Source organism: Stenotrophomonas sp. CCNWLW162 (genome assembly GCF_037203745.1).
Lineage (GTDB): Bacteria > Pseudomonadota > Gammaproteobacteria > Xanthomonadales > Xanthomonadaceae > Stenotrophomonas > Stenotrophomonas maltophilia_AQ.
The window spans coordinates 78,453-102,009 of record NZ_JBBCBL010000008.1 but is presented as its reverse complement, the minus strand read 5'-3'; the positions used below and the strand labels follow the sequence as shown (position 1 = coordinate 102,009).

Sequence of the window (23,557 nt, the reverse complement as noted above, 5' to 3'; positions counted from 1 at the left end):
ATGCACGCAGGGCGCTCAGCCGCCCTGCTTTGCCGCGTAATCCTGCGCCTGACGCATCACCCGCAGCAGGTTGCCGCCCCAGATGCCGGCAATCTGCTTCTCGGTATAGCCTTTGCGCAGCAGCCACGCGGTGATCTTCGGCAGCTGGCTGACATCGGGCAGGTCGCTCAGGCCGCCGCCGCCATCCCAGTCCAGGCCGATGCCCACGTGCTCGGGACCGACCACCTTGAGGATGTGCTCGAAGTGGGCGAAGAAGTCATCCAAGCTGGCGTGGCGCACCGGATGCTCGTGATCCAGCGCCTGCTCGGCCTTGAGCAGCTGCACGCCCTGCTCGATGCCCATCCCTTCCCAGCCGCCCAGCTGCTTGCTCAGCGCTTCCTCGGCCTGCTTGCGCTCCGGCGTCTTCGCGGTGTCAATCAGGTAACCGCCATAGGCATTCACCTGGATCACGCCGCCTGCCTTGGCCAGCTTGCGCAGACGCGCGTCATCCAGGTTGCGCGGATGGTCGTAGACCGCCTTGGCCGAACTGTGCGACAGCACGAACGGCACCGGCATCATCGCCAACAGGTCATCGAACACGGCGTCGGAGGCGTGCGACTGGTCGATCACGATGCCCAGTTTCACTGCCTGACGCACCAGATCCTTGCCGGTCGGGCTCAGCCCCTTCCACTCCGCGCCCTTGGGGTCGGTGGCCGAATCGGCGAACTCGTTGTTGGCGAAGTGCACGGTGCTGAGCAGGCGCAGGCCGGCGCGATGGTAGAAGGACAGCAGGCTGGGATCGGCCACCAGCGGGCTGGCGTTTTCCATGCTGATGTAGACCACGCGCTTGCCGGCGCCCTTGATCCGCGCGGCGTCATCGGCGGTCAGTGCCAGCGCGAAGCGCTCGGGGTTGGCCGCCAGCATCTCGCGGATCTGCAGCAGCCGCTGCAGGCCGTGGTCGCGCTCGGCCAGGTGCGCAGCGGCACTACGGTCCCCCTGATCGGTGTAGATCGCCCAGAAACCGCCGTCCAGCGCACCTTCGACCATGCGCGGATAGTCGACCTGCGACAGCGCGTTGCGGTCGTGGCGCTGCTCGATGTCGAAGCCGGTTCGGCCGAAATTGGCCGGCGTGTCCAAGTGGCTGTCGAGAGTGACCAGGCGCTGCTGCAGGGCCTTGGCGCGGGCCAGTTCCTGCGCACTGAACTCGATGGCGTGGGCGGACAGCGGCGCGCACAGCGCCAGAGCAAGCACGACGGACAGATGGCGCAACGAAGGCATGGGCTCTCACCGCGAATGGGAAGAGCCCGACCATAGCGCTGCGGCCACGCATTGGGTAGCGCCGGGCCGCGCCCGGCGCTACGGCATCACGCGATCAGTCGACCACGCGGCAGAACACGGCCTTCAGGTAACGCGATTCCTGGACGTGGGCCATGAACGGATGGTCCGGGCCGGCGCCGGCCACCTTCAGGATCTGGATCGTACGGCCGGAGAAGTACGCCGCACGACGCAGCATGTCGAGGAACTGGTCCTCGGCCACCAGGCCGGTGCAGGAGAACGTGGCGAACAGGCCACCGGGCTTCACCACGCCCAGCGCCAGCTTGTTCATGTCCAGGTACTTCTTCAGCGCGGTGATGACCTGGTCGCGGTCGCGGGTCATCTTCGCCGGGTCCAGGATCACCACGTCGTACTGTTCGCCGCGGTTGGCAGCATCGCGCAGCCACGGGAAGATGTCGGACTGGACGAACTTCGGGCGCACGTTGTTCAGGCGCGAATTGCCCTTGGCGATCTGGATGACGTCTTCATCGATGTCGATGCCGACCACTTCCGAAGCGCCACGCGCCGCCGCATACACCGCGAAACCGCCAGTGTTGCAGCACAGGTCCAGTACGCTCTTGCCTTCCACCTGCTGGCTCAGCCACTCGCGGTTCTCACGCTGGTCGGCGAAGAAACCGGTCTTGTGGGCACCGGCCGGGTCGGCGCGGAACTTGATGCCGTACTCGGTGATCACCGACGCTTCGGTGGTGGTGTTGCCGTGGAAGTCGAAGCTCTCCTGCTTCTGCACGTGCTCGTCGGCGAAGCTGTGGAAGCGGCAACCCGGGAACTGCTCGCGCAGCGCTTCGTAGATCCATTCGCGATGGCGGAACATGCCGGCGGCGAAGAACTCGACCACCACCAGATCGTTGTAACGGTCCACCACCAGGCCGGACAGGCCGTCGCCTTCGCTGTGCACCACGCGCCAGGCGTCGGACACCGCATCGAGCTTCAGCACCTCACGGCGCAGCGACACGGCCTGGGCGATCTTGCGCGAGAACCAGCCGGCATCCACCGGCACGTTCTGATCGGTTTCGAGGATGCGCACGGCGATGCGCGAGTGCCCGTTGTAGAACCCGCGGCCGATGAACTCCCCGTCCACGCCGACCACGTCGACGATGGAACCGGGCTTGGGCCGGACGGTCGGCTTCTCGACCAGTTTCTGGAAGATCCACGGGTGGCTGGAACGCCACGCATTCTTGAGGCGGACAATCGGAAGGGGGGTATTCATTCACCTATTGTAAACCGGGCGCCGGGGTCAGATCCCGCAGGGGCTCTGTCCCCGGCGGGGATGCCAACCAAGGTTGGCACCTACCAGAGCGGGGGCACGGGACGGGGGTCGGAGCCCCTCTGGGGATCCGACCCCGGTCACCCGCCATTTGACGGCGGCCCGGCCAGGCCGCAGAATCGGCGCCAGAAGGGGAGTAGCTCCCAGACGTTGTCGCCGTCATTTCGAGCCCGCAGGCTCCGGTGCAACGGCAGTTCCAGCCGACTGGAACTGCGAGCGAGACCTTCGCCGTACTGGCGAAGCTCTGTCCCTGGATCCCCCTCCCGATCCTCCGTTGCAGATCCTCGCCGTCCGGCCTGGCATTCATCTTTCCAACGGACATTCCCAATGCAGACGATCGGTAACGTGTGGTTGTGGGGCGGCTTCGGAGCAGTGGTGATCATCGCCCTGCTGGTCGACCTCGTATTGATGCGCCATGGTGGACCACACAAGGTCACCTTCAAGGAGGCCTTGTGGTGGTCCATTGGCTGGGTCGCGCTGGCCCTGCTGTTCAACGCCGGCCTCTGGTACTACCTCAATGAGACCGCCGGCCAGGTCGTGGCCAACAAGGTCGGCCTCGAGTTCCTGACCGGCTACCTGGTCGAGAAGGCGCTGGCCGTCGACAACATTTTCGTCTTCCTGATGATCATGAGCTACTTCGCGGTGCCGGAGGAGCAGCGCCAGAAGGTGCTGATCATCGGCATCCTGGGCGCGATCGTGCTGCGTACGGTCATGATCTTCGCCGGCAGCGTGCTGATCACCCAGTTCCATTGGCTGCTCTACGTGTTCGGTGCCTTCCTGCTGTTCACCGGCTGGAAGATGTGGTTCGCCGCCGGCCAGGAGCCGGATCTGGAGGCAAACCCCGCCCTGCGCTGGATGCGCAAGCACCTGCGCCTGCTCCCGGATTACGCCGGCAACGCAATGAGCGTGAAGCGCGACGGCGTGCGTTGGTTCACCCCGCTGTTCGCGGTGCTGATCCTGATCGCGGTGACCGACGTGATCTTCGCGGTGGACAGCATCCCGGCGATCTTCGCCATCACCACCGACCCGTTCATCGTGCTCACCTCCAACGTGTTCGCGGTGCTGGGCCTGCGCGCGATGTTCTTCCTGCTGGCTGGCATGGCCGACCGCTTCCACCTGCTGCCGTACGGTCTGGCGCTGGTGCTGGGCTTCATCGGCATCAAGATGATGATCATCGACCTGTTCAAGATCCCGACCCCGGTGTCGCTGGGCGTGGTGGCGGTGATCATCGCCGCGACCGTGGTGCTCAGCCTGAAATACCCGCCGAAGGAAGGCTCCGGCCACGCCTGATCACGGCCGGCCGGCGGGATTGTCCCGCCGGCCGCACCCCACTCTCCCGCGGCGGTGGCCTTGGTTTCGCGCCAGTCACCGCCATTGCTGAGGTATGAACAGCAACGCGCCCCTGCCCGCTGGCGACGCGCCAGCCACCCGCAATGACCGCATGCGTATCCTGCGGGCGTTCAACGTCAGCCTGGCCACGGTGCTGGTACTGATCGCCGTGTTCGCACTGCAGGGCTCGTTCGACTGGCGGCCATGGGCGGTTGCGCCACTGGAAGCGAAGGGCCTGCTTGGCCTGATCGGCGGCCCGCTGCTGCATGCCTCGGTCGAGCACATCGCCGCCAACAGCATCGCCATCCTGATCCTCGGTACCCTGGCCGGCAGCGTCTACCCCAGGGCTACTCTTCGCGCGCTGCCGCTGTTGTGGCTGGGCTCGGGGATCGGCGCGTGGATGCTCGGCAATCCGGGCAGCGTGCACCTGGGTGCCAGCGGCGTGACCCATGGCCTGATGTTCCTGCTGGCCAGCCTCGGCCTGCTGCGCCGCGACCGCGCAGCAATCGCCACCGGACTGATCGGCATGCTGTTCTACGGCGGAATGCTGATGACCATCCTGCCGCACGCCGACGGCGTGTCCTGGCAGTCGCACATGGGCGGCGCCTTCGCCGGCATCATTGCCGCGCTGCTGTTCCGCAACGCCGATCCGCTGCCGCCACGCCAGCGCTACAGCTGGGAAGACGAAGAGGACGCGATCGAGCCGTTGTCCGACGACGAACTCGAGCCGCCGTCGCCGCAGCGCGTGCCGGTGCTGTGGCAGCCGCGCGAGGGGCAGGACTACGTGGTGATCCCGTTCCGCCGGCCGGAAGAGCCGCGCGGTTGAAACGGTGACGGGGTCGGATCCCCGTAGGGGCTCCGACCCCACCCGGCATTTTCATGACCCGGTAGTGGCCGACCTTGGTCGGCACTCCTGCCGTGTGCCAACCAAGGTTGGCATCTACCAGAGCGGGTCAGTTCGCCGCGTTCCCCGCCGCGCCCATCCCATCCACCGCCTGCCGGCCCAATGCCGGGTCATCGGTGAAGAAGGCATCGATGCCGGTTGCCAGATAGGCACGCATCTCGGCGATCGAGCCTTCCGCGTTGCGCGCGTTGTCGGCGCCCCTGCGCAGGTTGCTGGCCTGGAAATGATTCTCCGGGCGGAAGGTGTACGGGATCACCATCAGGCCCACCGCATGTGCATCCTGTACCAGCGTGGTTGGCGTCCCCAGTGCGCCCTTGGCGTCCAGCGGAATGATCGAGCGCAGTTCCGGGCCGATGCTGTCGGCGTAGACGGCGATGTCCTTCAGCCCAGACGGGGTCATCATCTGCGCGTAGGTCAGCTTGCCGCCTGCATTGACGATGTCGGCCGGCTGGGTGTCTCCCTTCCACAGCAGCTGCAGCAGGCGGATGTTGCTGCCACGCGGGATCTTGCCGCGCAGGTAGCGCAGGTTGGCGGTCTCGAACGACTGGATGGTAACCGGGCCAACGTTGGTATAGGCATTGCCGCGCAGCGCGGCGAGCAGCTTGTCTTCCATCGGCAGGCCGACCGACTGGAAGTAGGTCGGGTGCTTGATCTCCGGCACCAGGCCGATGCCGCGGTTGGCACGACCGGCCTGCTGCACCAGGAAGGCCAGGATCTCGTCCAGGCTGGCAATGCGGAACTGGCCGTCGTAAGCGGTGCTGCGCAATTCCGGCAGGCGCTCGCGCGCGTACAGTGTCTTCAGCTCGGCCAGGGTGAAGTCTTCGGTGAACCAGCCCTCGACCTTCTGCCCGTCGATGACCTTGCTTGTCCGGCGGCTGGCGAATTCGGGATGCGAGGCGACATCGGTTGTGCCGCTGATCTCGTTCTCGTGGCGGGCCACCATCACCGCGTCCTTGGTCATCACCAGGTCCGGTTCGATGTAGTCGGCGCCATCGGCGATGGCCTGCGCATAGGCCGCCAGGGTGTGCTCGGGCAGCAGCGCGCTTGCGCCGCGATGGCCATAGACCGACACCTTGTGCGCGGCCGGGGTGGAGGATTCAGCACTCATGGCCACCGATGGTGCCACGGCCAGCGACAACAGCAATGCACAACCCCACGACTTCACTGCGACTTCCCCAAGCGGTATGTGATGGGCGTCAGTATGCGGCGGCAATGTGACAGGTTGGGGGAGCTGGGGTCGGATCCCCGAAGGGGGCCCGGCCTCATGTATCCGGTAGTCGCCGACCTTGGTCGGCGCTCTGCCAGCGGGCGTTCACGACCCCAGACGGCCTGTGCCAACCAAGGTTGGCACCTACCAGAGCGTGAGCCGCGCGATTGATCGATGACGGGGTCAGAGATCCCTTCGGGGATCTGACCCCGAGGTGCTGCCCCAGCCGAGCATGGGCTCGGCTCTACAGTTACTTGCCGATGCAGAAGCTGGAGAAGATCCTTCCCAGCAGATCATCAGCACTCATCTGCCCGGTGATCCCGCCCAGCGCGTCATGCGCCAGCCGTAGTTCCTCAGCGGCCAGTTCCAGGTGCTCGTGCGCCAGCTCGCCATCCGCGCGCTGCGCGTGTTCCTGCGCACGCTCGATCGCATCCACGTGGCGGGTACGCGCGGAGAATTCGCCATCCACCTGCTCCCCTGCCCCGGCACTGGCGATGCTGCGCAGGCGCGCATGCAGGTCTTCCAGCCCGGCGCCGGTCGCAGCAGAGACGAACACGCGATCAGGATCGTCCAGTCCCGGCAACGCATCCAAGAGATCCGACTTGTTGTGAATGTAGACCTTGTGCGGCACCGCGGCCACGGCTTCGCCCAGCGCGGCTTCACCTGCAACGGGGTCGCGCGCGTCCAGCACGATCAGCGCCAGGTCGGTGCGCTCGATTTCCACGTGGGCGCGGCGCATGCCTTCGCGTTCGATGGCGTCGCCGCCATCGCGCAGGCCGGCGGTGTCGACCAGGGTCAGTTCCAGGCCATCCAGCCGGATGGTCTCGCGCAGCGTGTCGCGGGTGGTACCGGCGATGTCGGTGACGATGGCACGCTCGCTGCCGGCCAAGGCGTTCAGCAGCGAACTCTTGCCCGCGTTCGGCGGGCCGATCAGCACCGCGTGCAGGCCATCGCGCAGGCGACGACCGCGTTCTGCATCGCGGCGCAGCAAGGCCAGGTCGCTGCGCGCCTGCTCCAGCCCACGCCGTACCTGTGCCCCACCAAGCGTATCAAGTGGTTCGTCGGCGAAGTCGATGGCTGCTTCCACATGGATGCGCAGCAGTACCAACTGCTCGATCACCGCGTCGATGCGGCGCGAGAACACGCCGTCCAGCGAACGGCGTGCAGCGCGCGCGGCGCGGTTGTCACCGGCGGCAATCAGGTCGGCGATGGCCTCGGCCTGGGCCAGGTCGAGCTTGCCGTTGAGGAACGCCCGTTCGCTGAACTCACCCGGCCGCGCCTGGCGTGCACCGAGCGCGATGCAGCGCGCGACCAGTTGCTGCAGCAGCACCGGGCTGCCATGGCCCTGCAGTTCCACCACTTCTTCGCCAGTGAAGCTGTTCGGTGCCGGGAACCACAGCACGATGCCATCATCAATGACCTCGCCGTCGGCATCGCGCAGGCGTGCGTAATGCGCGTGGCGCGGGCGCAGTGCAGGCGCGCCCAGCGCGTTGGCGATGGCCGCGGCGCGCGGACCGGACAGGCGCAGCAGGCCGACACCACCAGCGCCCGGTGCGCTGGCGATGGCCACGATGGTGTCGGTGCGGATCGCTTCGTTCATGGCTCAGAGTTTCTCCAGCTGCGCGCGCGCCTGTGCTGCGCCGCTGCCCTGCGGCTGCAGCGCAAGGTAGGTGGTGTAAGCCTGCTTCGCCTTGGCCTTGTCGCCGGCGTTGAAGTAGGCATCGCCCAGGTTGAGATAGGCCACCGCACGCGAGGGGTCGATCTTCAGCGTGTTCTCCAGCCAGCGCGCGGCTTCGGCGTAGCGCTGCTGACGGTAGTAGACAAAGCCCAGGTTGTTGGCGGCCTGGGCGAAGTCCGGGCGCAGCTTCAGCGCTTCGGTGAACTGCGCCACTGCTTCGTCGTACTGCTTCTCGCGGTACAGCTGCAGGCCACGGTCATTGGCCTGCTGCGCGCGCTGGCGGTCGGAGGCAGGTCCGGCAGTGGGCACCACCAGCTTGGCCTTGCCGCCCTGCAGGTCGGCCACGGTCACCGGTGCCTGGCTGCCCTTGGCTTCGCTGGCGGCATCCACCTTGCTGTTCAGCGCGATCGCATCGGCAGTCAGCTGGCGCGTGTCGGCATTGAGGAATTCCTGGCTGTCCGGCACCTGGAACACGAACTCGCCGCCCTGCGAACCGGGCAGGCTGCCGAAGGCCGGTGTCTGGTGTGAAACCGCGGACACCGCCGGCGCCACGTAGGCGGCCAGTTCGGTGCCGGTGATCAGGCCATCGCCATTGAGGTCCCCCTTGCCGGCCAGCGCCTGCAGCAGCACCCAGGTGAACACCGAATGGCCGTTCGGGCCGGCATCGGCCACCTGCTGGTCCGCACCACCGGCGGTCAGCATCTGCCGCGCGCTGCGACGCGCATTCTCGCGCAGGAACGACGACGACGATGGGCCGCCGCGGGTCAGGCCGAGGCCGCTGTAGCAGGCATCCATCACGAACATCACGTGCTTGGCCTGCATGCTTTCGGCGATGTTCTGGATGTCGGTCATCGCGATGGCGTCGGTGGCGAATTCCTTCGGGTCCGAGTCCACCGGGATGATGTAGCCGAGGTCGCGCCCGGAGGCGAGCTGACGGGTAGCGCCATGGCCGGCGAAGAACACGAACACGCGGTCGTTCTTTCCGGTGCGGTCGTCGGCGAGGCGGTCGTGGAAGGCGGCCAGGATGTTGTTGCGGGTGGCCTGCTCGTTCTTCAGCACGATCACCTGCGAGGACGGGAAGCCGAACTGCCCGGTCAGGGTATCGGCCACCGCCTGTGCGTCATGGCTGGCGTATTCCAGCTTCGGCCACTTGGCGTAGGTGTCGATGCCGACCACGATCGCCCACGACTTCTCGTAGCCGGTGGTGACGGTGGCGGCACTGGCCTCGCCCTTGCGCGCGCGGGCGACAGTGAACTCACGGCCATTCCAACCGGCGAACTGGTAGCCGTCGGCAATCAGCCGGTCGAGAATCTGCGGCAACGCCTTCACCGCACGATCGTGGATGTCGTGGAACAGGATGATGCCGCGCTGTTCCTTGTTCACCTGGTCGAGCACGCGTTGCACGATCGACTCCGGCACCGGGTCGGCCCAGTCCATCGAGTCGATGTTCCACATGATCGACTTCAGCCCGGCCTCGTTGAGCAGCTGCAGGCCTTCGGCATTGCGCGCGCCGTACGGGAAGCGGAACAGCGGTGCGCGCTTGCTGTCGACATCCTTCAGCAGCGTATCGGTGTCGAGCACCTGCTGGCGCAGTGCGTCGCCGGTGGTACGCGACAGCTGGGCGTGGGTCAGGCTGTGGTTGCCCACGGCGTACCCATCTTCCATCAGGCTGCGGCTGATCTTCGCCATCGGCCCTAGGCTGACTTTGCCATCACTCTCGACCTTGCCGAGGTTGCGGCCGACTTCGAAGAACACACCCGGCACGTCGTAGCGCTTCAGGATCGCCACCACTTCATCGGTGTAGGCCTTGTGCGGGCCATCGTCGAAGGTCAGCACCACTGTCTTGGCTGGCAGGTCGCGGCCGAAGATCTCGCGGTCGCTGTCCTTCATTGACATCGGGTACGGCTCGATCACCCCGTAGTCGCGCAGGATCGCTTCGCGGCTGTAGTCCTTGTGCAGGTGGGCGATGTAGTCATCCCACTTCTCGCGCTTCAGCTCGATGGCGCGGGTGCGCTCGAAGCGGCTGAAGATGCGGGTCAGTTCCTGGTTGTAGTTGCGTTCGATTTCGTCGAGCGCCTCCAGGTCCTCGCCGATGCGCTGGTGCAGCTTCACCGCCGGCAGCGACGAATCGGTACCGACCCGCTCGTGCAGATCACGCAGTACTTCGCGGAAGGCCAGGCGATCGGCATCGAACAGTTCCGGTGCGGATTCGATGTAATCCAGCACCGTGCCGAGGGTGGCGAAGCGCTGCGGGCTGGAACCGCGCAGCAGGCTGTCGAACTGCGCGGCGATGGCCGCGCGTTGCTCCAGCCCATCGTGGAACAGTTGCTGGCCAATCTGGGTGGAGGTGCTGCGGTCGGCGGCCGACTGCCTTTCTTCGTCGGCCAGCAGCACGATGATCCGGCGGTAGCCATCCAGCTGCTTCTGCAACACAGCCAGCAACGGCGCAGCGGCGGGATCGGCGGCGGCCGCGGCCTGCGCGCTGGGCTGGGTGACCGTGGTCGCCGGCGCCTTCGCATCCTTGTCGCCACAGCCGGCAACGACCAGGGTCAACAACAGCGAGGGCAGGAACAGGCGGAACGACGACGCACGCGGCATGGCGGACTCGATGGATGCAGGAACGGTGTGTGTGCCGGCGATTCTAACGCCGGATGCGAAAAGCCCGCCTTGCGGCGGGCTTTTGCTGAGGTCAGCCGGCCAGCGGCCGGCTCTACCGATTACTTCTTTTTGACCGGGGCCGGTGCGGTGGTGGCCGGAACCGGCTCGCCACCGTGGCGCTTGGTCATCCACCACTGCTGCAGCAGGCCCAGGCCGCCGTTGACCACCCAGTACAGGACCAGGCCGGACGGCATGAAGGCCATCATGACGCCGAACACCAGCGGCATGAACTGCATCATCTTCTGCTGCATCGGGTCCATGCCCGGTGCCGGGGTCAACTTCTGGGTGAACCACATCACCGCCACGTTGATCACCGGCAGGATGAAGTACGGGTCGCGTGCGGTCAGGTCCTGGATCCAGCCGAACCAGGGTGCCTGGCGCAGTTCGACCGATTCCACCAGCACCCAGTACAGCGCGAAGAAGATCGGCATCTGGATGAGGATCGGCAGGCAGCCGCCCATCGGATTGATCTTTTCCTTCTTGTACAGCTCCATCATCGCGGTCTGGAACTTCTGGCGGTCATCGCCATAGCGTTCCTTCAGCTGCGCGATGCGCGGCTGGAAGCGACGCATCTTGGCGCCACTCTTGTACTGGGTCGCCGACAGCGGGTACAGCACCAGCTTCAGCAGTACCACCAGGCCGACGATCGCCCAGCCCCAGTTGCCAACCAGCTTGTGCACCTGGTTCAGCACCCAGAACAGGCCCTGGCCGATCACCGCCATCATCGAGAAGCGGCTGTAGTCGACCACGCGGTCCAGGCCCGGCACGTCTTCCTTGGCGATCAGGTTGACCAGCTTCGGGCCGACCCACAGGCGGGCTTCGGTGCTGGTGGACTGGCCCGGGGCCACGGTGAAGGCCGGGCCACGCGCTTCGATCAGGTCACGACCGGCCACCTGCGACAGCACGTAGTGTGCGGTCTGGTCCTTCTGCGGGATCCAGGCGGTGAAGAAGTGGTGCTGCAGCATCGCCAGCCAGCCGCCGGTGATGTTCTGGTTCAGCGTGCCGTCTTCCAGGTAGTCCTTGAACGCACGACGCTGGTACTTCTTGTCGTTGTCGTACCAGGTGGCGCCGTTGAAGCTGAAGGAGTCCGGGTTGGTCATGCTCCGCGACAGGATGGTCGGGCTGCGGTCCAGTGTGCGGTAGACGTAGCCGTTCCACGGCGCGGCGCCGGTGTTGCTGACCTCGTCCTTGAAGCGAACGGCGTATTCGTTGCGGGAGACGGTCAGGGTGCGCTTGATGGTCACGCCGTTGTCGGCGGTCCACACGAACGGGATCTGCAGTTCGTTCTGGCCCTTGGCCAACACGAAGTCCTTGGTGTCGCCGACCAGCTTGAAGCCGTCAGCGCCGGGGACGGGGGTGTTCTTGTCTTCACTGGCCCAGCCGCTGATCGCGCTGTACGGATGCGCGGGATCTTCGGTCAGCAGGCGCACCGGCGGGCTGCCTTCGTCCTTGCTCTGCGGGAACTGCAGCAGTTCGGCGTCGAGCACGCGGCCGCCATCGAGCTTCAGGCGCAGCACGTCGGTGGTGACGGTCACGGTCTGTGCGGACGGGGTGGCGCTGGCCTGGGCCTGTACTGCGGCCTGACCCGGGGCACCGGGAACCTGCGCGCTGGGGATGCTACCCGGGGTCGCGCCCGGAACATTCTGTGCAGCGGCCGGAGCCGACGTGGTCGCCGGTGCCGGAGTCGGGGCAGCCTTTTCGCGGCTCCACTCCATCCACAGCAGCACGGCCACCATCAGCCAGGCAAAAATAAGGAATACGCGGGTCTGGTTCATCAGCGGGCAGGCTCAGCGGTGCCGGAACGCGGTGCCGGCTCGGTCAAAGAGGGAGTTGCGATGCCATCAGGCGGCGGCATTGTGCCGTCCACGCCCGGCGTGGGCAATGCACGCAGGCGCCGCAACAGGCGCAGGAAGGCCTGGCGGATATCGTCGTTGCTGGCGTTACGCGCAGCACTACGAGCCACGACGACGAAGTCGCCTGGCTGCATATCGGTTCGTGTCTGACGCAAGGCGTCGCGCAGGACGCGCTTGATCCGGTTACGCCCAACGGCGTGCGGATCGACCTTGCGGGAAACCGCCAGACCCAGCCTGGCCGGCCGGTCAGCCGGCAGCCAGTGCAGGGTCATCAGCGGATCGGACACACGGCGGGCGCCGTTGAAGACCGTTGAATATTCGGCACGCGTGCGAACCCGCGCAGAGCGAGGGAATCGCTTGCGCGGGTCTGCAGTATTCACTGTCGAATGGATTGCGTCTGCCGCTGGATGCGGCATGGCAATCAGGCGCTCAGGACTTTGCGGCCCTTGGCGCGGCGACGCGACAGGATCTTGCGGCCGTCAGCGGTCTTCATACGGGCACGGAAGCCGTGGTCGCGCTTACGCTTGAGGTTGCTGGGCTGGAAGGTGCGCTTGGTGGCCATGTGGGCCTCTCGTATGAATGGGACGGAAAGAACCGGAAATTTTAGAGAGGTACCCCACCCCGCGTCAACCCCTTGGAGCTACGCGAATTCACCGGCCTGTGCAATAGCTGTGGATGTTTTTGTGAATAAGTAGGGGACAAGCATTCCGAAGCCCTGCGCTCGGTGGTAGTCTGAGCCATCCATTTCCCCCCCTTTCCGGCCTGTGTTTGGGCGCCTTGTCGCGTCCATGCCCCGGCCACCGGACGATTATTGCTGATGGATGCCTGGTCCCGTAGTCTCGAGCGCCTCGAAGCGGAGTTCCCGCCGGAAGACGTTCACACCTGGTTGAAGCCACTGCAGGCCGATCTGCGCGTGGACAGCCTGGTGCTGTATGCACCGAATGCCTTCATCGTCGACCAGGTACGCGAACTGTACCTGGCCCGGATCCGCGAACTGCTGGCCCACTTCGCCGGTTTCAGCGACGTTTTTCTTGAAATCGGCTCGCGCCCGCGGCCGGTGGAGGCGCAGAACGCGCCGGTTTCCACGCCGTCGGGACATGCTTCCAGCGAACCGCAGGTTCCGTTCGCCGGCAACCTGGACAATCACTACACCTTCGCCAACTTCGTCGAAGGCCGCAGCAACCAGCTGGGCCTGGCCGCTGCCTTCCAGGCGGCGCAGAAGCCGGGCGACCGTGCGCACAATCCGCTGCTGCTGTACGGAGGCACCGGCCTGGGCAAGACCCACCTGATGTTCGCCGCCGGCAACGCCATGCGCCAGGCCAACCCGGGGGCGAAGGTGCTGTACCTGCGCTCGGAACAGTTCTTCAGCGCGATGATCCGGGCCCTGCAGGAAAAGACCATGGATCAGTTCAAGCGGCAGTTCCAGCAGGTGGACGCGCTGCTGATCGATGACATCCAGTTCTTCGCCGGCAAGGACCGCACCCAGGAAGAGTTCTTCCACACCTTCAACGCGTTGTTCGATGGCAAGCAGCAGATCATCCTCACCTGCGACCGCTATCCGCGCGAAGTCGAAGGCCTGGAAGCGCGCCTGAAGTCGCGGCTTGCCTGGGGCCTGTCGGTCGCGATCGAACCGCCGGACTTCGAGACCCGCGCCGCGATCGTGCTGGCCAAGGCGCGCGAACGCGGTGCCGAGATTCCCGATGATGTTGCGTTCCTGATCGCCAAGAAGATGCGCTCCAACGTGCGCGACCTCGAGGGCGCGCTGAATACCCTGACTGCCCGTGCCAATTTCACCGGCCGTGCGATCACCACCGAATTCGCCCAGGAAACCCTGCGCGATCTGCTGCGCGCCCAGCAGCAGGCGATCAGCATTCCCAACATCCAGAAAACGGTTGCCGACTACTACGGCCTGCAGATCAAGGATCTGCTGTCCAAGCGCCGGACCCGTTCGCTGGCTCGTCCGCGCCAGGTCGCCATGGCCCTGACCAAGGAGCTGACCGAGCACAGCTTGCCCGAGATCGGCGACGCCTTCGCCGGTCGCGACCACACCACGGTGCTGCATGCCTGCCGGCAAATCCGCACCCTGATGGAGGCCGACGGCAAGCTCCGCGAGGACTGGGACAAGCTGATCCGGAAGCTGAGCGAATGATGCACGTCCGCCGATAAGGCGTCATCGCATAAAACGGTGCAAAATCCGGTAGCAAGCGCGGGACAGGGTGTGGATAAAAAAGCCGTTCGATTTCGCGGTAAATTTATCCACAGCTTTCCCCACCCCTTGGGGGCTGGTAGTGCAGAGGGTTTCGAGGCCTGAAATTTCTTTTATTACAAAGACTTAGCTGCGTTTTCCAGCGATTCTGGCTCTACCATCACCACCAAGCTTTTGATTTATTCCACATCTTTTTAAAGCATAGGGGCACGGAACCACATGCGTTTCACACTGCAGCGCGAAGCCTTTCTCAAGCCGTTGGCACAGGTCGTCAACGTGGTCGAACGCCGCCAGACCCTTCCGGTTCTGGCCAATTTCCTGGTCCAGGTGCAGAACGGCCAGCTGTCGCTGACCGGTACCGATCTGGAAGTCGAAATGGTGTCGCGGATCGCGGTTGAAGATGCGCAGGACGGCGAAACCACGATCCCCGCCCGCAAGCTGTTTGAGATCATCCGCGCCCTGCCCGATGGCAGCCGGATCACCGTCTCGCAGACCGGTGACAAGATCACCGTGCAGGCAGGCCGCAGCCGCTTCACGCTCGCTACCCTGCCCTCCAACGACTTCCCGTCGGTGGATGAAGTGGAAGCGACCGAGCGCGTTGCGATCGGCGAAGCGACCCTGAAGGAGCTGATCGAACGCACTGCGTTCGCGATGGCCCAGCAGGACGTGCGCTACTACCTCAATGGCCTGCTGTTCGACCTGCGTGGCGATGCGCTGCGTACGGTTGCCACTGACGGTCATCGCCTGGCCCTGTGCGAAACCGATCTGGCCAAGCCCAGCGGTTCCAAGCGCCAGATCATCGTGCCGCGCAAGGGCGTGACCGAATTGCAACGCCTGCTGGAAAGCGGCGACCGTGAGATCGAGCTGGAAGTCGGTCGCAGCCACGTGCGCGTCAAGCGCGACGATGTCACCTTTACCTCAAAGTTGATCGATGGCCGCTTCCCGGACTACGAAGCAGTGATCCCGATCGGCGCCGATCGCGAGGTCAAGGTGAACCGTGAGTCGCTGCGTGCGTCGTTGCAGCGTGCGGCGATCCTGTCCAACGAAAAGTACCGCGGTATTCGCGTGGAAGTCTCGCCGGGCAACCTCAAGATCAGCGCGCACAACCCGGAGCAGGAAGAGGCCCAGGAAGAGATCGAAGCGGACACCACCGTCAGCGACCTGGCCATCGGCTTCAACGTGAACTACTTGCTGGATGCCCTGTCCGCCCTGCGCGACGAGGAAGTCATCATCCAGCTGCGCGATTCCAACTCCTCGGCGCTGGTGCGTGAATCCAGCAGCGAGAAGTCGCGCCACGTGGTGATGCCGCTGCGTCTCTGACATCAGCGCTGTTTCACGTGGAACCGAACGACGCCCGGGATCTTCCCGGGCGTTTTTTTTGTTCCACGTGGAGCATCGTCACCTGGATCTTTGCGGAGCTGAGTCATGCCCGCTGGTTCTTTCAGATGCTCCGCTTCTCTTCGATCACTCGTGGCGTGAAGTGCTGCCTGCATTGACGAAGAGCTTCACTCACCTCGAGGCCTGCTTCCAACGCAATTGCGATCATGTCGAGGGCGAGTTGTGCGGGTGAATCCGCAGATCGAGGGAGCGCTTCCAGGAAAGCGGAAGTCGCGACGATTTGGGTATGGCTCAACGATCGATCTGCAGTGCCTGCTGACGCGACTGTCCACAGGGTTGATTCCGGGGGATTCGGGCCCTGCCAAGCTTCTAAATCTGGGTATAAATCTAAAGCATGGTGGTGATGGTAGGGCCAGATTTCGTGGAGAAACAGCCTATCTTTATGATTTAAAAGAGATTTATTGGCCTGAAACCCCCTGTATAGCGGGCCCTGGGGCTGGGGGGGAACCTGTGGATAGTTTCGAACTGAGCGCTGAAGGCCTTTTTTATCCACAGATTGCCCATACCTTGTGTATAAGTCATACAGTCCTGCTGTGGATAGCGTGAAACGGCAATGCGAATTTCTTTGAAATCTGTGGAACCTCGCGGGCCAGGGCTTCCCGGATTTCAAGGAATCTGCAGGTGTAGATCCGGTGGCGGCTGGTGCCGGCTGCTGAAGATCCTGTAAGTGGCACTGAAATCGTTGAAATCTGCGGGTCAACCCCCTGCCACGGCGCACAGATTTGAAGGATTTTTCGCTGGGTGCGGGCCTTGGCACCGCCGCTACGGCAACCGTTGTCCACGTGGAACCCAGCATTGGGTCAGCGCCAACGGTGTCCTGTGTGCCAAGCATCCAGCTGCAGCCGCTGGGCTTGACCGATGCAGTAAGCTGATGGATTCCCCGCTCCTCTACCGCCCTGTGCGGATGGTCCTTCGCGCCCCATGCAGATCCGCCGCCTCGCCCTGCACCAACTGCGTCGCTTCAATGTGGTGGACCTCTCTCCGCAGCCGGGCTTGAACCTGCTGACCGGAGACAATGGCGCCGGCAAGACCAGCATTCTTGAGGCCCTGCACCTGATGGCCTATGGGCGCAGTTTCCGCGGCCGGGTACGTGATGGCCTGGTCCGCCAGGGGCAGGAAGCGTTGGAGATCTTCGTGGAATGGGATGAACAGCGCGCCAGCCACCCTCCTCATCGGCGAAAGGCCGGTCTGCGCCACAGTGGCCAGGACTGGAAGGGACGATTGGATGGCGAAGACGTTGCCCAGCTCGGCAACCTCTGTGCTGCCTTGGCGGTGGTGACCTTTGAACCAGGCAGCCACGCACTGGTCAGCGGGGGCGGCGAACCCCGCCGCCGGTTCCTCGATTGGGGCTTGTTCCACGTGGAACCGGATTTTCTATCCCTGTGGCGCCGCTACTCCCGGGCGCTCAAGCAACGCAATGCACTGCTCAAACAGGGCGGGCCTTCGCGGATGCTGGATACCTGGGACCACGAGCTGGCCGAGGCAGGCGAACCGCTGACCAGCCGCCGCCAGCACTATCTGGAACGGCTGCAGCAACGAACCGTGGCACTTGCGGCGGAACTGGCTCCCCAGCTGGGTATCCAAGCGATGGAACTGAGTCCGGGCTGGCGTCGCCACGAGTTGCCGTTGGCCGATGCGCTGCTGCTGGCCCGCGAACGCGACCGCCAAGCGGGCTATACCTCGGTCGGGCCGCACCGGGCGGACTGGAGCGTGGACTTCCACAGTATTCCTGGCCGTGATGCGCTGTCCCGTGGCCAGGCCAAGCTGACAGCCCTGGCCTGCCTGCTGGCCCAGGCCGAAGACTATGCGGAACAGCGTGGGGAGTGGCCGGTCATCGCCCTGGATGATCTGGCCTCGGAGCTGGATCGTACCCACCAGGCACGGGTACTGGAGCGGCTGCTTGGCGGGCCGGCCCAGATTTTCGTCACCGCTACCGAAACCCCGGTGGCGCTGCAGGAACTGACCCACATCGCCCGGTTCCACGTGGAACATGCACAGATCGTGGCTGTGCCATAGTGGGCACAACAGGGCCGCTCGACCCCGGCTGGTATAATTTGGGTTGGAATCCTTTCATTCTCGGAGCATCGCCCAAAGCGGTGCCCGACCTGCGGAGCCTACGGCAAGCGCAATGAGCGACGAACAGAACACCCCGGCAAACAACGGCAACTACGACGCCAACAGCATTACGGCCCTGGAAGGCCTGGAGGCTGTCCGCAAGCGCCCAGGCATGTACATCGGTGACGTCCATGACGGCACCGGCCTGCACCACATGGTGTTCGAGGTGGTCGACAACTCCATCGACGAAGCCCTCGCCGGCCATGCCGACCACGTGGCGGTGACGATCCACGCCGACGGCTCGGTTTCGGTGTCCGACAACGGTCGCGGCATTCCGACGGGCAAGCACGAGCAGATGAGCGCCAAGCTTGGCCGGGAAGTGTCCGCTGCCGAAGTGGTGATGACCGTCCTGCACGCAGGCGGCAAGTTCGACGACAACAGCTACAAGGTTTCCGGCGGCCTGCATGGCGTCGGCGTCAGCGTGGTCAACGCGCTGTCGCAGAAGCTGCTGGTGGACGTGTTCCAGGGCGGTTTCCACTACCAGCAGGAATTCAGCAACGGCGCCGCGGTCACCCCGCTGGCAAAGCTGGAGAGCACCACCAAGCGCGGTACCACCGTGCGCTTCTGGCCCTCGACCGTGGCGTTCCACGACAACGTGGAATACCACTACGACATCCTGGCCCGTCGCCTGCGTGAGCTGTCGTTCCTGAATTCCGGCGTCAAGATCGTGCTGGCCGACGAGCGTGGTGATGGCCGTCGCGATGACTTCCACTACGAAGGCGGCATCCGCAGCTTCGTCGAGCATCTGGCCCAGCTGAAGACCCCGCTGCACCCGAACGTCATCTCGGTCACCGGCGAGCACAACAACATCGTGGTGGATGTGGCGCTGCAGTGGACAGACTCCTATCAGGAGACGATGTACTGCTTCACCAACAACATCCCGCAGAAGGACGGTGGTACCCACCTGGCCGGCTTCCGTGGCGCGCTGACCCGTGTGCTCAACAACTACATCGAGCAGAACGGCATCGCCAAGCAGGCCAAGATCAACCTGACCGGCGACGACATGCGCGAAGGCATGATCGCGGTGCTGTCGGTGAAGGTGCCCGATCCCAGTTTCTCCAGCCAGACCAAGGAAAAGCTGGTCAGCTCCGACGTGCGCCCCGCCGTGGAAAACGCCTTCGGCGCGCGGCTGGAAGAGTTTCTGCAGGAAAACCCGAACGAAGCCAAGGCGATCGCGGGCAAGATCGTCGACGCCGCGCGTGCCCGTGAAGCCGCGCGCAAGGCCCGCGACCTGACCCGCCGCAAGGGCGCGCTGGACATCGCCGGCCTGCCGGGCAAGCTGGCAGACTGCCAGGAAAAGGATCCGGCACTGTCCGAACTGTTCATCGTCGAGGGTGACTCGGCAGGTGGCTCGGCCAAGCAGGGCCGCAACCGCAAGAACCAGGCGGTGCTGCCGTTGCGCGGCAAGATCCTCAACGTGGAACGCGCGCGCTTCGACCGCATGCTGGCCTCGGACCAGGTCGGTACGCTGATCACCGCGCTGGGTACCGGCATTGGCCGTGACGAGTACAACCCGGACAAGCTGCGCTACCACAAGATCATCATCATGACCGACGCCGACGTTGACGGCGCCCATATCCGCACGCTGCTGCTGACGTTCTTCTACCGTCAGATGCCGGAGCTGATCGAGCGTGGTTACGTCTACATCGGCCTGCCGCCGCTGTACAAGATCAAGCAGGGCAAGCAGGAGCTGTACCTGAAGGATGACCCGGCGCTGGACAGCTACCTGGCCAGCAGTGCGGTGGAAAACGCTGCGCTGGTTCCGGCTGCCGGTGAACCGGGCATCGAAGGCCTGGCGCTGGAAAAGCTGCTGCTGACCTACGCCGCCGCGCAGGATTCGATCGAGCGCAACGCGCACCGCTACGACCGCAACGTGCTCGAAGCACTGGTCGACTTCGTGCCGATGGATATGGACAGCCTGCGCAATGCTGGCGAAGGCGAAGGCCTGGATGCACTGGCCAAGCGCCTCAATCAGGGCAGCCTGGGCAGCCCGCGCTTCACCCTGGAGCTGCAGGAAGCCAACGAGCAGCGCCCGGCAGCCGTGCTGGTGACCCGCCGTCACATGGGCGAAGAGCTCATCCAGGTGCTGCCGCTGTCGGCCTTCGAAAGCGGTGAACTGCGTGCGATCCACCAGGCGTCGACGCTGCTGCATGGCCTGGTCCGCGAAGGCGCGATCATTTCCCGTGGCGCCAAGTCGATCGAAGTGGACACGTTCGCCAAGGCACAGAACTGGCTGCTCGAGGAGGCCAAGCGCGGTCGTCAGATCCAGCGATTCAAGGGTCTGGGTGAAATGAATCCGGAGCAGTTGTGGGACACCACGGTGAATCCGGAGACCCGCCGACTGCTGCAGGTGCGTATCGAAGATGCCGTCGCAGCTGACCAGATATTCAGCACCCTGATGGGTGATGTCGTCGAACCGCGTCGCGATTTCATCGAAGACAACGCGCTGAAGGTCGCAAACCTGGATATCTGACACAATCGGATCATGGCCGGTGCGCGGGGAGGTGCACCGGCTTTCGACCCTTGAACGCAGGTACCTGATGTCCGCTTCCGCCCCGGTTTCCGCCCCGCCCCCGGTTCCGCCGGCCTCAGTCGCGCCGCGCGCGGGTTCCCCGTTGGCGGGCTTCTTCATCGATCTGGGCATTGCCGCGGTCACCCTGTTCGGCCTGAGCATGGTCACCGGCCTGCTCTGGGGCTTCTATCGCGCCATCGTGGTTGGTTATGCCAATGCACAGGCAAATGGCGGCGCCCTGTCGCCGGCAGAAACAACAGCGGCCGTCGGCCAGCCCGGGGCCCTGGCGCAGATCCTGATGGCCCTGATCGCCACCGGTGGAGCCGCCCTGCTCCTGTACTTCTGGCGACGCCCGGCCAATGCGGCCGAACGTCTGGCTTCACGACAGGCGCTGCGGCGGCCCTCGACCTGGGGCTGGACCGTGCTGGTGGCCCTGTTGATCGTGCTGGGCAGCAACGGCATCGCCTTTCTGGCCAAACAGTTTGGCATCGCGCCGGTGCCCACCAACGTGGAACTGATGCAGAACGCGATCGCGCGTTTCCCGCTGTTCCTGGTGCTGTTCGCAGTCGTGCTGGCGCCTGCCTACGAGGAGCTGCTGTTCCGCCGCGTGCTGTTCGGCCGCCTGTGGCAGGCTGGCCGTCCCTGGCTGGGTGTCATCCTCAGCAGCCTGGCCTTCGCGCTGGTCCACGAAGTACCAGGGGTGAGCAGGAATTCACTGCTGGGCATGGCCCAGCTGTGGCTGGTCTACGGCGGCATGGGCGCCGCGTTCTGCTGGCTGTACCAGCGCACCGGCACGCTGTGGGCGGCGATCACAGCCCATGCACTGAACAACGCTGTCGCACTTGCCGCTATGGTGTTCCTGGGATCAACGTAACGCCGTGTCCGCTTGACGAAAGATTAAGCCGTTACGCTACACACTGCGCATATGAACACGGGGGTGCACCCATGAAACACCTGCTGCTGGCCCTTGTCATCACCACGTTGGTCAGTGCTTGTGCGACCACGACGTCACCCACTGGCCGTCGGCAGATGGTCGGTGGCGTGTCACAGGCGCAGCTGGACCAGCTCGGTGCGCAGGCATTCGCCGAGACCAAACAGAAGGAAAAGATCAGCACCGATGGCCGCCAGAACGGCTATGTGCAGTGCGTGGTCAACGCCCTTGTCGCGCAGCTGCCGCCTCAATACCGTGGCGTACGGTGGGAGACGGCGGTGTTCGTCGACAAGGAGCCCAACGCCTTCGCCCTGCCCGGTGGCAAGGTTGGTGTGAACACCGGCATCTTCACCGTGGCCAAGAACCAGGATCAGTTGGCTGCCGTAATCGGCCATGAAATCGGCCACGTCATCGCCCGCCATCACGAAGAACGCATCACCCGCCAGATGGGCGCACAGACCGGCCTGGCCGTGCTCGGTGCGCTGGCCGGTGCCGCCTACGGGGAAGGCGCCGCCAGTACGGTCAACCAGCTCGGTGGCATGGGCGCGCAGACCGCTTTCCTGCTGCCGGGTTCGCGCACCCAGGAAAGCGAAGCCGACGTGATCGGCCAGCGGCTGATGGCGCAGGCGGGGTTCAACCCGGCGCAGGCGGTCGATCTGTGGCAGAACATGATGGCCGCCAGTGGCGGTCGTAGCCCACAATGGCTGTCCACCCACCCTGATCCGGCCAACCGGATCCAGGAACTGCGACGCGATGCACCGGGCCTGACCCCGGTCTATCAGCAGGCGCAGGCGGGTGGGCTGCGGCCAAAGTGCGGATGAGTGCGCAGTTTCATGCTGTATTGCAGCACATAAAACGATTTCTCACGCCATCTGTTTCTGATACGTTTGGCGGCTCAGATTTTTCTGACAGTCCGACTTTGCCGCTAACCGGCGGTTCGATCGAGGTGAACGATGATTTTCCGTAACCACAAAGCAGTGCTTTCCGTCCTCGTCGCGACCGCCCTGACCGGCGCCGTGGTCACCGATGCCTTCGCGCAGTCCTCGCGTTCCTCCGAGCGCGGCAACCGCGGTGGCAGCAGCAAGCAGGCCAAGGCCGAGGCGCTGTACCCGAACGCGACCCGCCAGGAGCCGTCGGTCAAGGCCTCGGCCAAGATGGGCAGCAAGCTGCAGAAAATGATCGACAGCTACAACAAGGAAAAGTTCCCGGAGACCCGTACCCAGGCCGACGCAATCCTGGCTGACAGCGCCGCGAACGAGTACGACAAGTCGCTGGCCGCGCAGCTGGCCTCGCAGGCCGCCTACCAGACCGACGACACTCCGGCTGCCGTCGCCTACCTGAAGCAGGTCCTGCAGTTCAACGGCCTGGACAACAACGGCCACTTCCAGTCGATGCTGATGCTGGGCCAGCTGGAGCTGCAGGAAGACAAGACCGCCGAAGGGCTGGCGACCCTGGACAAGTACTTCGCCGAGAGCAAGTCCACCAAGCCGGAAGAACTGATTGCCAAGGGCCAGGCGCTGTACCAGCTGGAGCGCTACCAGGAAGCGATCCCGGTGCTGAAGCAGGCCATCGCCGGCTCCGCCGAGCCGAAGGACAACTGGAACCAGCTGCTGATGGCGGCCCTGTCCGAAGCCGGCCAGTCCGGTGAAGCGGTCAAGGAAGCCGAGGCGCTGGCCGCCAAGAATCCGAATGACAAGAAGGCCCAGCTGAACCTGGCCAACATGTACATGCAGGCCGATCAGATGGACAAGGCTGCCACGGTGATGGACAAGCTGCGCAGCAGCGGCCAGCTCACCGAAGAGCGCGAGTACAAGCAGCTGTACTCGATCTATGCCAATACCGAGCACAAGGAAAAGGACGTCATCGCGGTCATCAACGAAGGGTTGCAGAAGGGCATCCTGAAGCCGGACTACCAGGTCTACCTGGCGCTGGCCCAGTCCTACTACTACTCCGACCAGGTGCCGCAGGCGATTGATGCGTGGCAGAAGGCCGCCCCGCTTTCCAAGGACGGTGAGACCTACCTGAACCTGGCACGCGTCCTGCATGCCGAAGGTCGCGTCCCCGAGGCCAGGCAGGCCGCCCAGCAGGCGCTGGCGAAGGGCGTGAAGAACCAGGCTGATGCCAAGAAAATCATCAACCTGAAGTAAGTAGGAATAACGCCTGAATGCCTGCACAGTTGATGCGCAGG

At 64.6% G+C, this 23,557-nt stretch carries 17 protein-coding genes; 9 read left to right on the top strand and 8 right to left on the bottom strand.

Going from position 1 to position 23,557, the window contains the following annotated elements; genetic code table 11:
- Nucleotides 1-15: 15 nt before the first annotated feature.
- Nucleotides 16-1,257, bottom strand: coding sequence for a dipeptidase (locus tag V9K93_RS18410; RefSeq protein ID WP_046983835.1), 1,242 nt, complete (start codon nt 1,255-1,257; stop codon nt 16-18).
- A 94-nt stretch (nt 1,258-1,351) separates the two neighbouring features.
- A complete protein-coding gene (locus tag V9K93_RS18405; RefSeq protein WP_046983836.1) occupies nt 1,352-2,521 on the bottom strand; it encodes a class I SAM-dependent rRNA methyltransferase in 1,170 nt (389 codons plus the stop codon).
- Nucleotides 2,522-2,905: 384 nt separating this feature from the next.
- Here V9K93_RS18405 and V9K93_RS18400 point away from each other — a divergent pair, with 384 nt between their 5' ends.
- Entirely contained in the window at nt 2,906-3,868 is a 963-nt protein-coding gene (locus tag V9K93_RS18400) for a TerC family protein (RefSeq protein ID WP_012512556.1), read from the top strand.
- A 94-nt stretch (nt 3,869-3,962) separates the two neighbouring features.
- Nucleotides 3,963-4,733 carry a rhomboid family intramembrane serine protease gene (locus V9K93_RS18395; protein ID WP_337302989.1) on the top strand — a complete coding sequence of 257 codons (771 nt, stop codon included), beginning with the start codon at nt 3,963-3,965 and terminating at the stop codon, nt 4,731-4,733.
- A 127-nt stretch (nt 4,734-4,860) separates the two neighbouring features.
- On the opposite strand, the gene V9K93_RS18390 is transcribed toward V9K93_RS18395, so the two are convergent.
- The 6 genes from V9K93_RS18390 to rpmH all read right to left on the bottom strand — a co-directional run bounded on the left by V9K93_RS18390 (nt 4,861) and on the right by rpmH (nt 12,769).
- Nucleotides 4,861-5,976, bottom strand: coding sequence for a glycerophosphodiester phosphodiesterase (locus V9K93_RS18390; protein WP_337302988.1), 1,116 nt, complete (start codon nt 5,974-5,976; stop codon nt 4,861-4,863).
- 292 nt (nt 5,977-6,268) lie between these two features.
- Nucleotides 6,269-7,618 (bottom strand): tRNA uridine-5-carboxymethylaminomethyl(34) synthesis GTPase MnmE, encoded by a 1,350-nt coding sequence (mnmE, locus tag V9K93_RS18385; RefSeq protein WP_337302987.1) that lies wholly within the window; start codon nt 7,616-7,618, stop codon nt 6,269-6,271.
- A gap of 3 nt (nt 7,619-7,621) precedes the next feature.
- Nucleotides 7,622-10,294, bottom strand: coding sequence for a polysaccharide deacetylase family protein (locus V9K93_RS18380; RefSeq protein WP_046983840.1), 2,673 nt, complete (start codon nt 10,292-10,294; stop codon nt 7,622-7,624).
- Between the two features lie 119 nt (nt 10,295-10,413).
- Nucleotides 10,414-12,129, bottom strand: coding sequence for a membrane protein insertase YidC (gene yidC / locus V9K93_RS18375; protein ID WP_046983841.1), 1,716 nt, complete (start codon nt 12,127-12,129; stop codon nt 10,414-10,416).
- Nucleotides 12,129-12,623: a ribonuclease P protein component gene (gene rnpA, locus V9K93_RS18370; RefSeq protein ID WP_006404563.1), complete on the bottom strand. Its 495-nt coding sequence runs from the start codon at nt 12,621-12,623 to the stop codon at nt 12,129-12,131. Before rnpA ends, yidC begins: the two co-directional genes overlap by 1 nt.
- 5 nt (nt 12,624-12,628) lie before the next feature.
- Nucleotides 12,629-12,769: a 50S ribosomal protein L34 gene (gene rpmH / locus V9K93_RS18365; RefSeq protein ID WP_006404565.1), complete on the bottom strand. Its 141-nt coding sequence runs from the start codon at nt 12,767-12,769 to the stop codon at nt 12,629-12,631.
- Nucleotides 12,770-13,024: 255 nt separating this feature from the next.
- Between rpmH and dnaA the strand changes: the two genes are divergently transcribed.
- The 7 genes from dnaA to V9K93_RS18330 all read left to right on the top strand — a co-directional run bounded on the left by dnaA (nt 13,025) and on the right by V9K93_RS18330 (nt 23,516).
- Nucleotides 13,025-14,356, top strand: a complete 1,332-nt coding sequence (dnaA, locus tag V9K93_RS18360) for a chromosomal replication initiator protein DnaA (protein ID WP_046983842.1) — start codon at nt 13,025-13,027, stop codon at nt 14,354-14,356.
- 276 nt (nt 14,357-14,632) lie between these two features.
- Nucleotides 14,633-15,733 (top strand): DNA polymerase III subunit beta, encoded by a 1,101-nt coding sequence (dnaN, locus tag V9K93_RS18355; protein WP_006404569.1) that lies wholly within the window; start codon nt 14,633-14,635, stop codon nt 15,731-15,733.
- 999 nt (nt 15,734-16,732) lie between these two features.
- Nucleotides 16,733-17,827 (top strand): DNA replication/repair protein RecF, encoded by a 1,095-nt coding sequence (gene recF / locus V9K93_RS18350; protein ID WP_136639524.1) that lies wholly within the window; start codon nt 16,733-16,735, stop codon nt 17,825-17,827.
- Between the two features lie 112 nt (nt 17,828-17,939).
- On the top strand, nt 17,940-20,399 hold the full coding sequence (gene gyrB, locus V9K93_RS18345) for a DNA topoisomerase (ATP-hydrolyzing) subunit B (protein ID WP_046983844.1): 2,460 nt from the start codon (nt 17,940-17,942) through the stop codon (nt 20,397-20,399).
- Between the two features lie 67 nt (nt 20,400-20,466).
- Nucleotides 20,467-21,312, top strand: coding sequence for a CPBP family intramembrane glutamic endopeptidase (locus V9K93_RS18340; protein ID WP_046983845.1), 846 nt, complete (start codon nt 20,467-20,469; stop codon nt 21,310-21,312).
- A 71-nt stretch (nt 21,313-21,383) separates the two neighbouring features.
- Nucleotides 21,384-22,190 carry a M48 family metallopeptidase gene (locus tag V9K93_RS18335; RefSeq protein WP_046983846.1) on the top strand — a complete coding sequence of 269 codons (807 nt, stop codon included), beginning with the start codon at nt 21,384-21,386 and terminating at the stop codon, nt 22,188-22,190.
- A gap of 132 nt (nt 22,191-22,322) precedes the next feature.
- Nucleotides 22,323-23,516 carry a tetratricopeptide repeat protein gene (locus V9K93_RS18330; RefSeq protein WP_046983847.1) on the top strand — a complete coding sequence of 398 codons (1,194 nt, stop codon included), beginning with the start codon at nt 22,323-22,325 and terminating at the stop codon, nt 23,514-23,516.
- Nucleotides 23,517-23,557 lie beyond the last annotated feature (41 nt).

Bases quoted from the DNA above. Each gene is read 5' to 3' on its own strand.
- rnpA (WP_006404563.1), bottom strand. From the start codon at position 12,623: ATGCCGCATCCAGCGGCAGACGCAATCCATTCGACAGTGAATACTGCA.
- V9K93_RS18335 (WP_046983846.1), top strand. From the start codon at position 21,384: ATGAAACACCTGCTGCTGGCCCTTGTCATCACCACGTTGGTCAGTGCT.
- V9K93_RS18410 (WP_046983835.1), bottom strand. From the start codon at position 1,257: ATGCCTTCGTTGCGCCATCTGTCCGTCGTGCTTGCTCTGGCGCTGTGC.
- V9K93_RS18400 (WP_012512556.1), top strand. From the start codon at position 2,906: ATGCAGACGATCGGTAACGTGTGGTTGTGGGGCGGCTTCGGAGCAGTG.
- V9K93_RS18395 (WP_337302989.1), top strand. From the start codon at position 3,963: ATGAACAGCAACGCGCCCCTGCCCGCTGGCGACGCGCCAGCCACCCGC.
- gyrB (WP_046983844.1), top strand. From the start codon at position 17,940: ATGAGCGACGAACAGAACACCCCGGCAAACAACGGCAACTACGACGCC.
- mnmE (WP_337302987.1), bottom strand. From the start codon at position 7,618: ATGAACGAAGCGATCCGCACCGACACCATCGTGGCCATCGCCAGCGCA.
- yidC (WP_046983841.1), bottom strand. From the start codon at position 12,129: ATGAACCAGACCCGCGTATTCCTTATTTTTGCCTGGCTGATGGTGGCC.
- V9K93_RS18380 (WP_046983840.1), bottom strand. From the start codon at position 10,294: ATGCCGCGTGCGTCGTCGTTCCGCCTGTTCCTGCCCTCGCTGTTGTTG.
- V9K93_RS18405 (WP_046983836.1), bottom strand. From the start codon at position 2,521: ATGAATACCCCCCTTCCGATTGTCCGCCTCAAGAATGCGTGGCGTTCC.
- rpmH (WP_006404565.1), bottom strand. From the start codon at position 12,769: ATGGCCACCAAGCGCACCTTCCAGCCCAGCAACCTCAAGCGTAAGCGC.
- V9K93_RS18330 (WP_046983847.1), top strand. From the start codon at position 22,323: ATGATTTTCCGTAACCACAAAGCAGTGCTTTCCGTCCTCGTCGCGACC.
- V9K93_RS18340 (WP_046983845.1), top strand. From the start codon at position 20,467: ATGTCCGCTTCCGCCCCGGTTTCCGCCCCGCCCCCGGTTCCGCCGGCC.
- recF (WP_136639524.1), top strand. From the start codon at position 16,733: ATGCAGATCCGCCGCCTCGCCCTGCACCAACTGCGTCGCTTCAATGTG.
- dnaN (WP_006404569.1), top strand. From the start codon at position 14,633: ATGCGTTTCACACTGCAGCGCGAAGCCTTTCTCAAGCCGTTGGCACAG.
- dnaA (WP_046983842.1), top strand. From the start codon at position 13,025: ATGGATGCCTGGTCCCGTAGTCTCGAGCGCCTCGAAGCGGAGTTCCCG.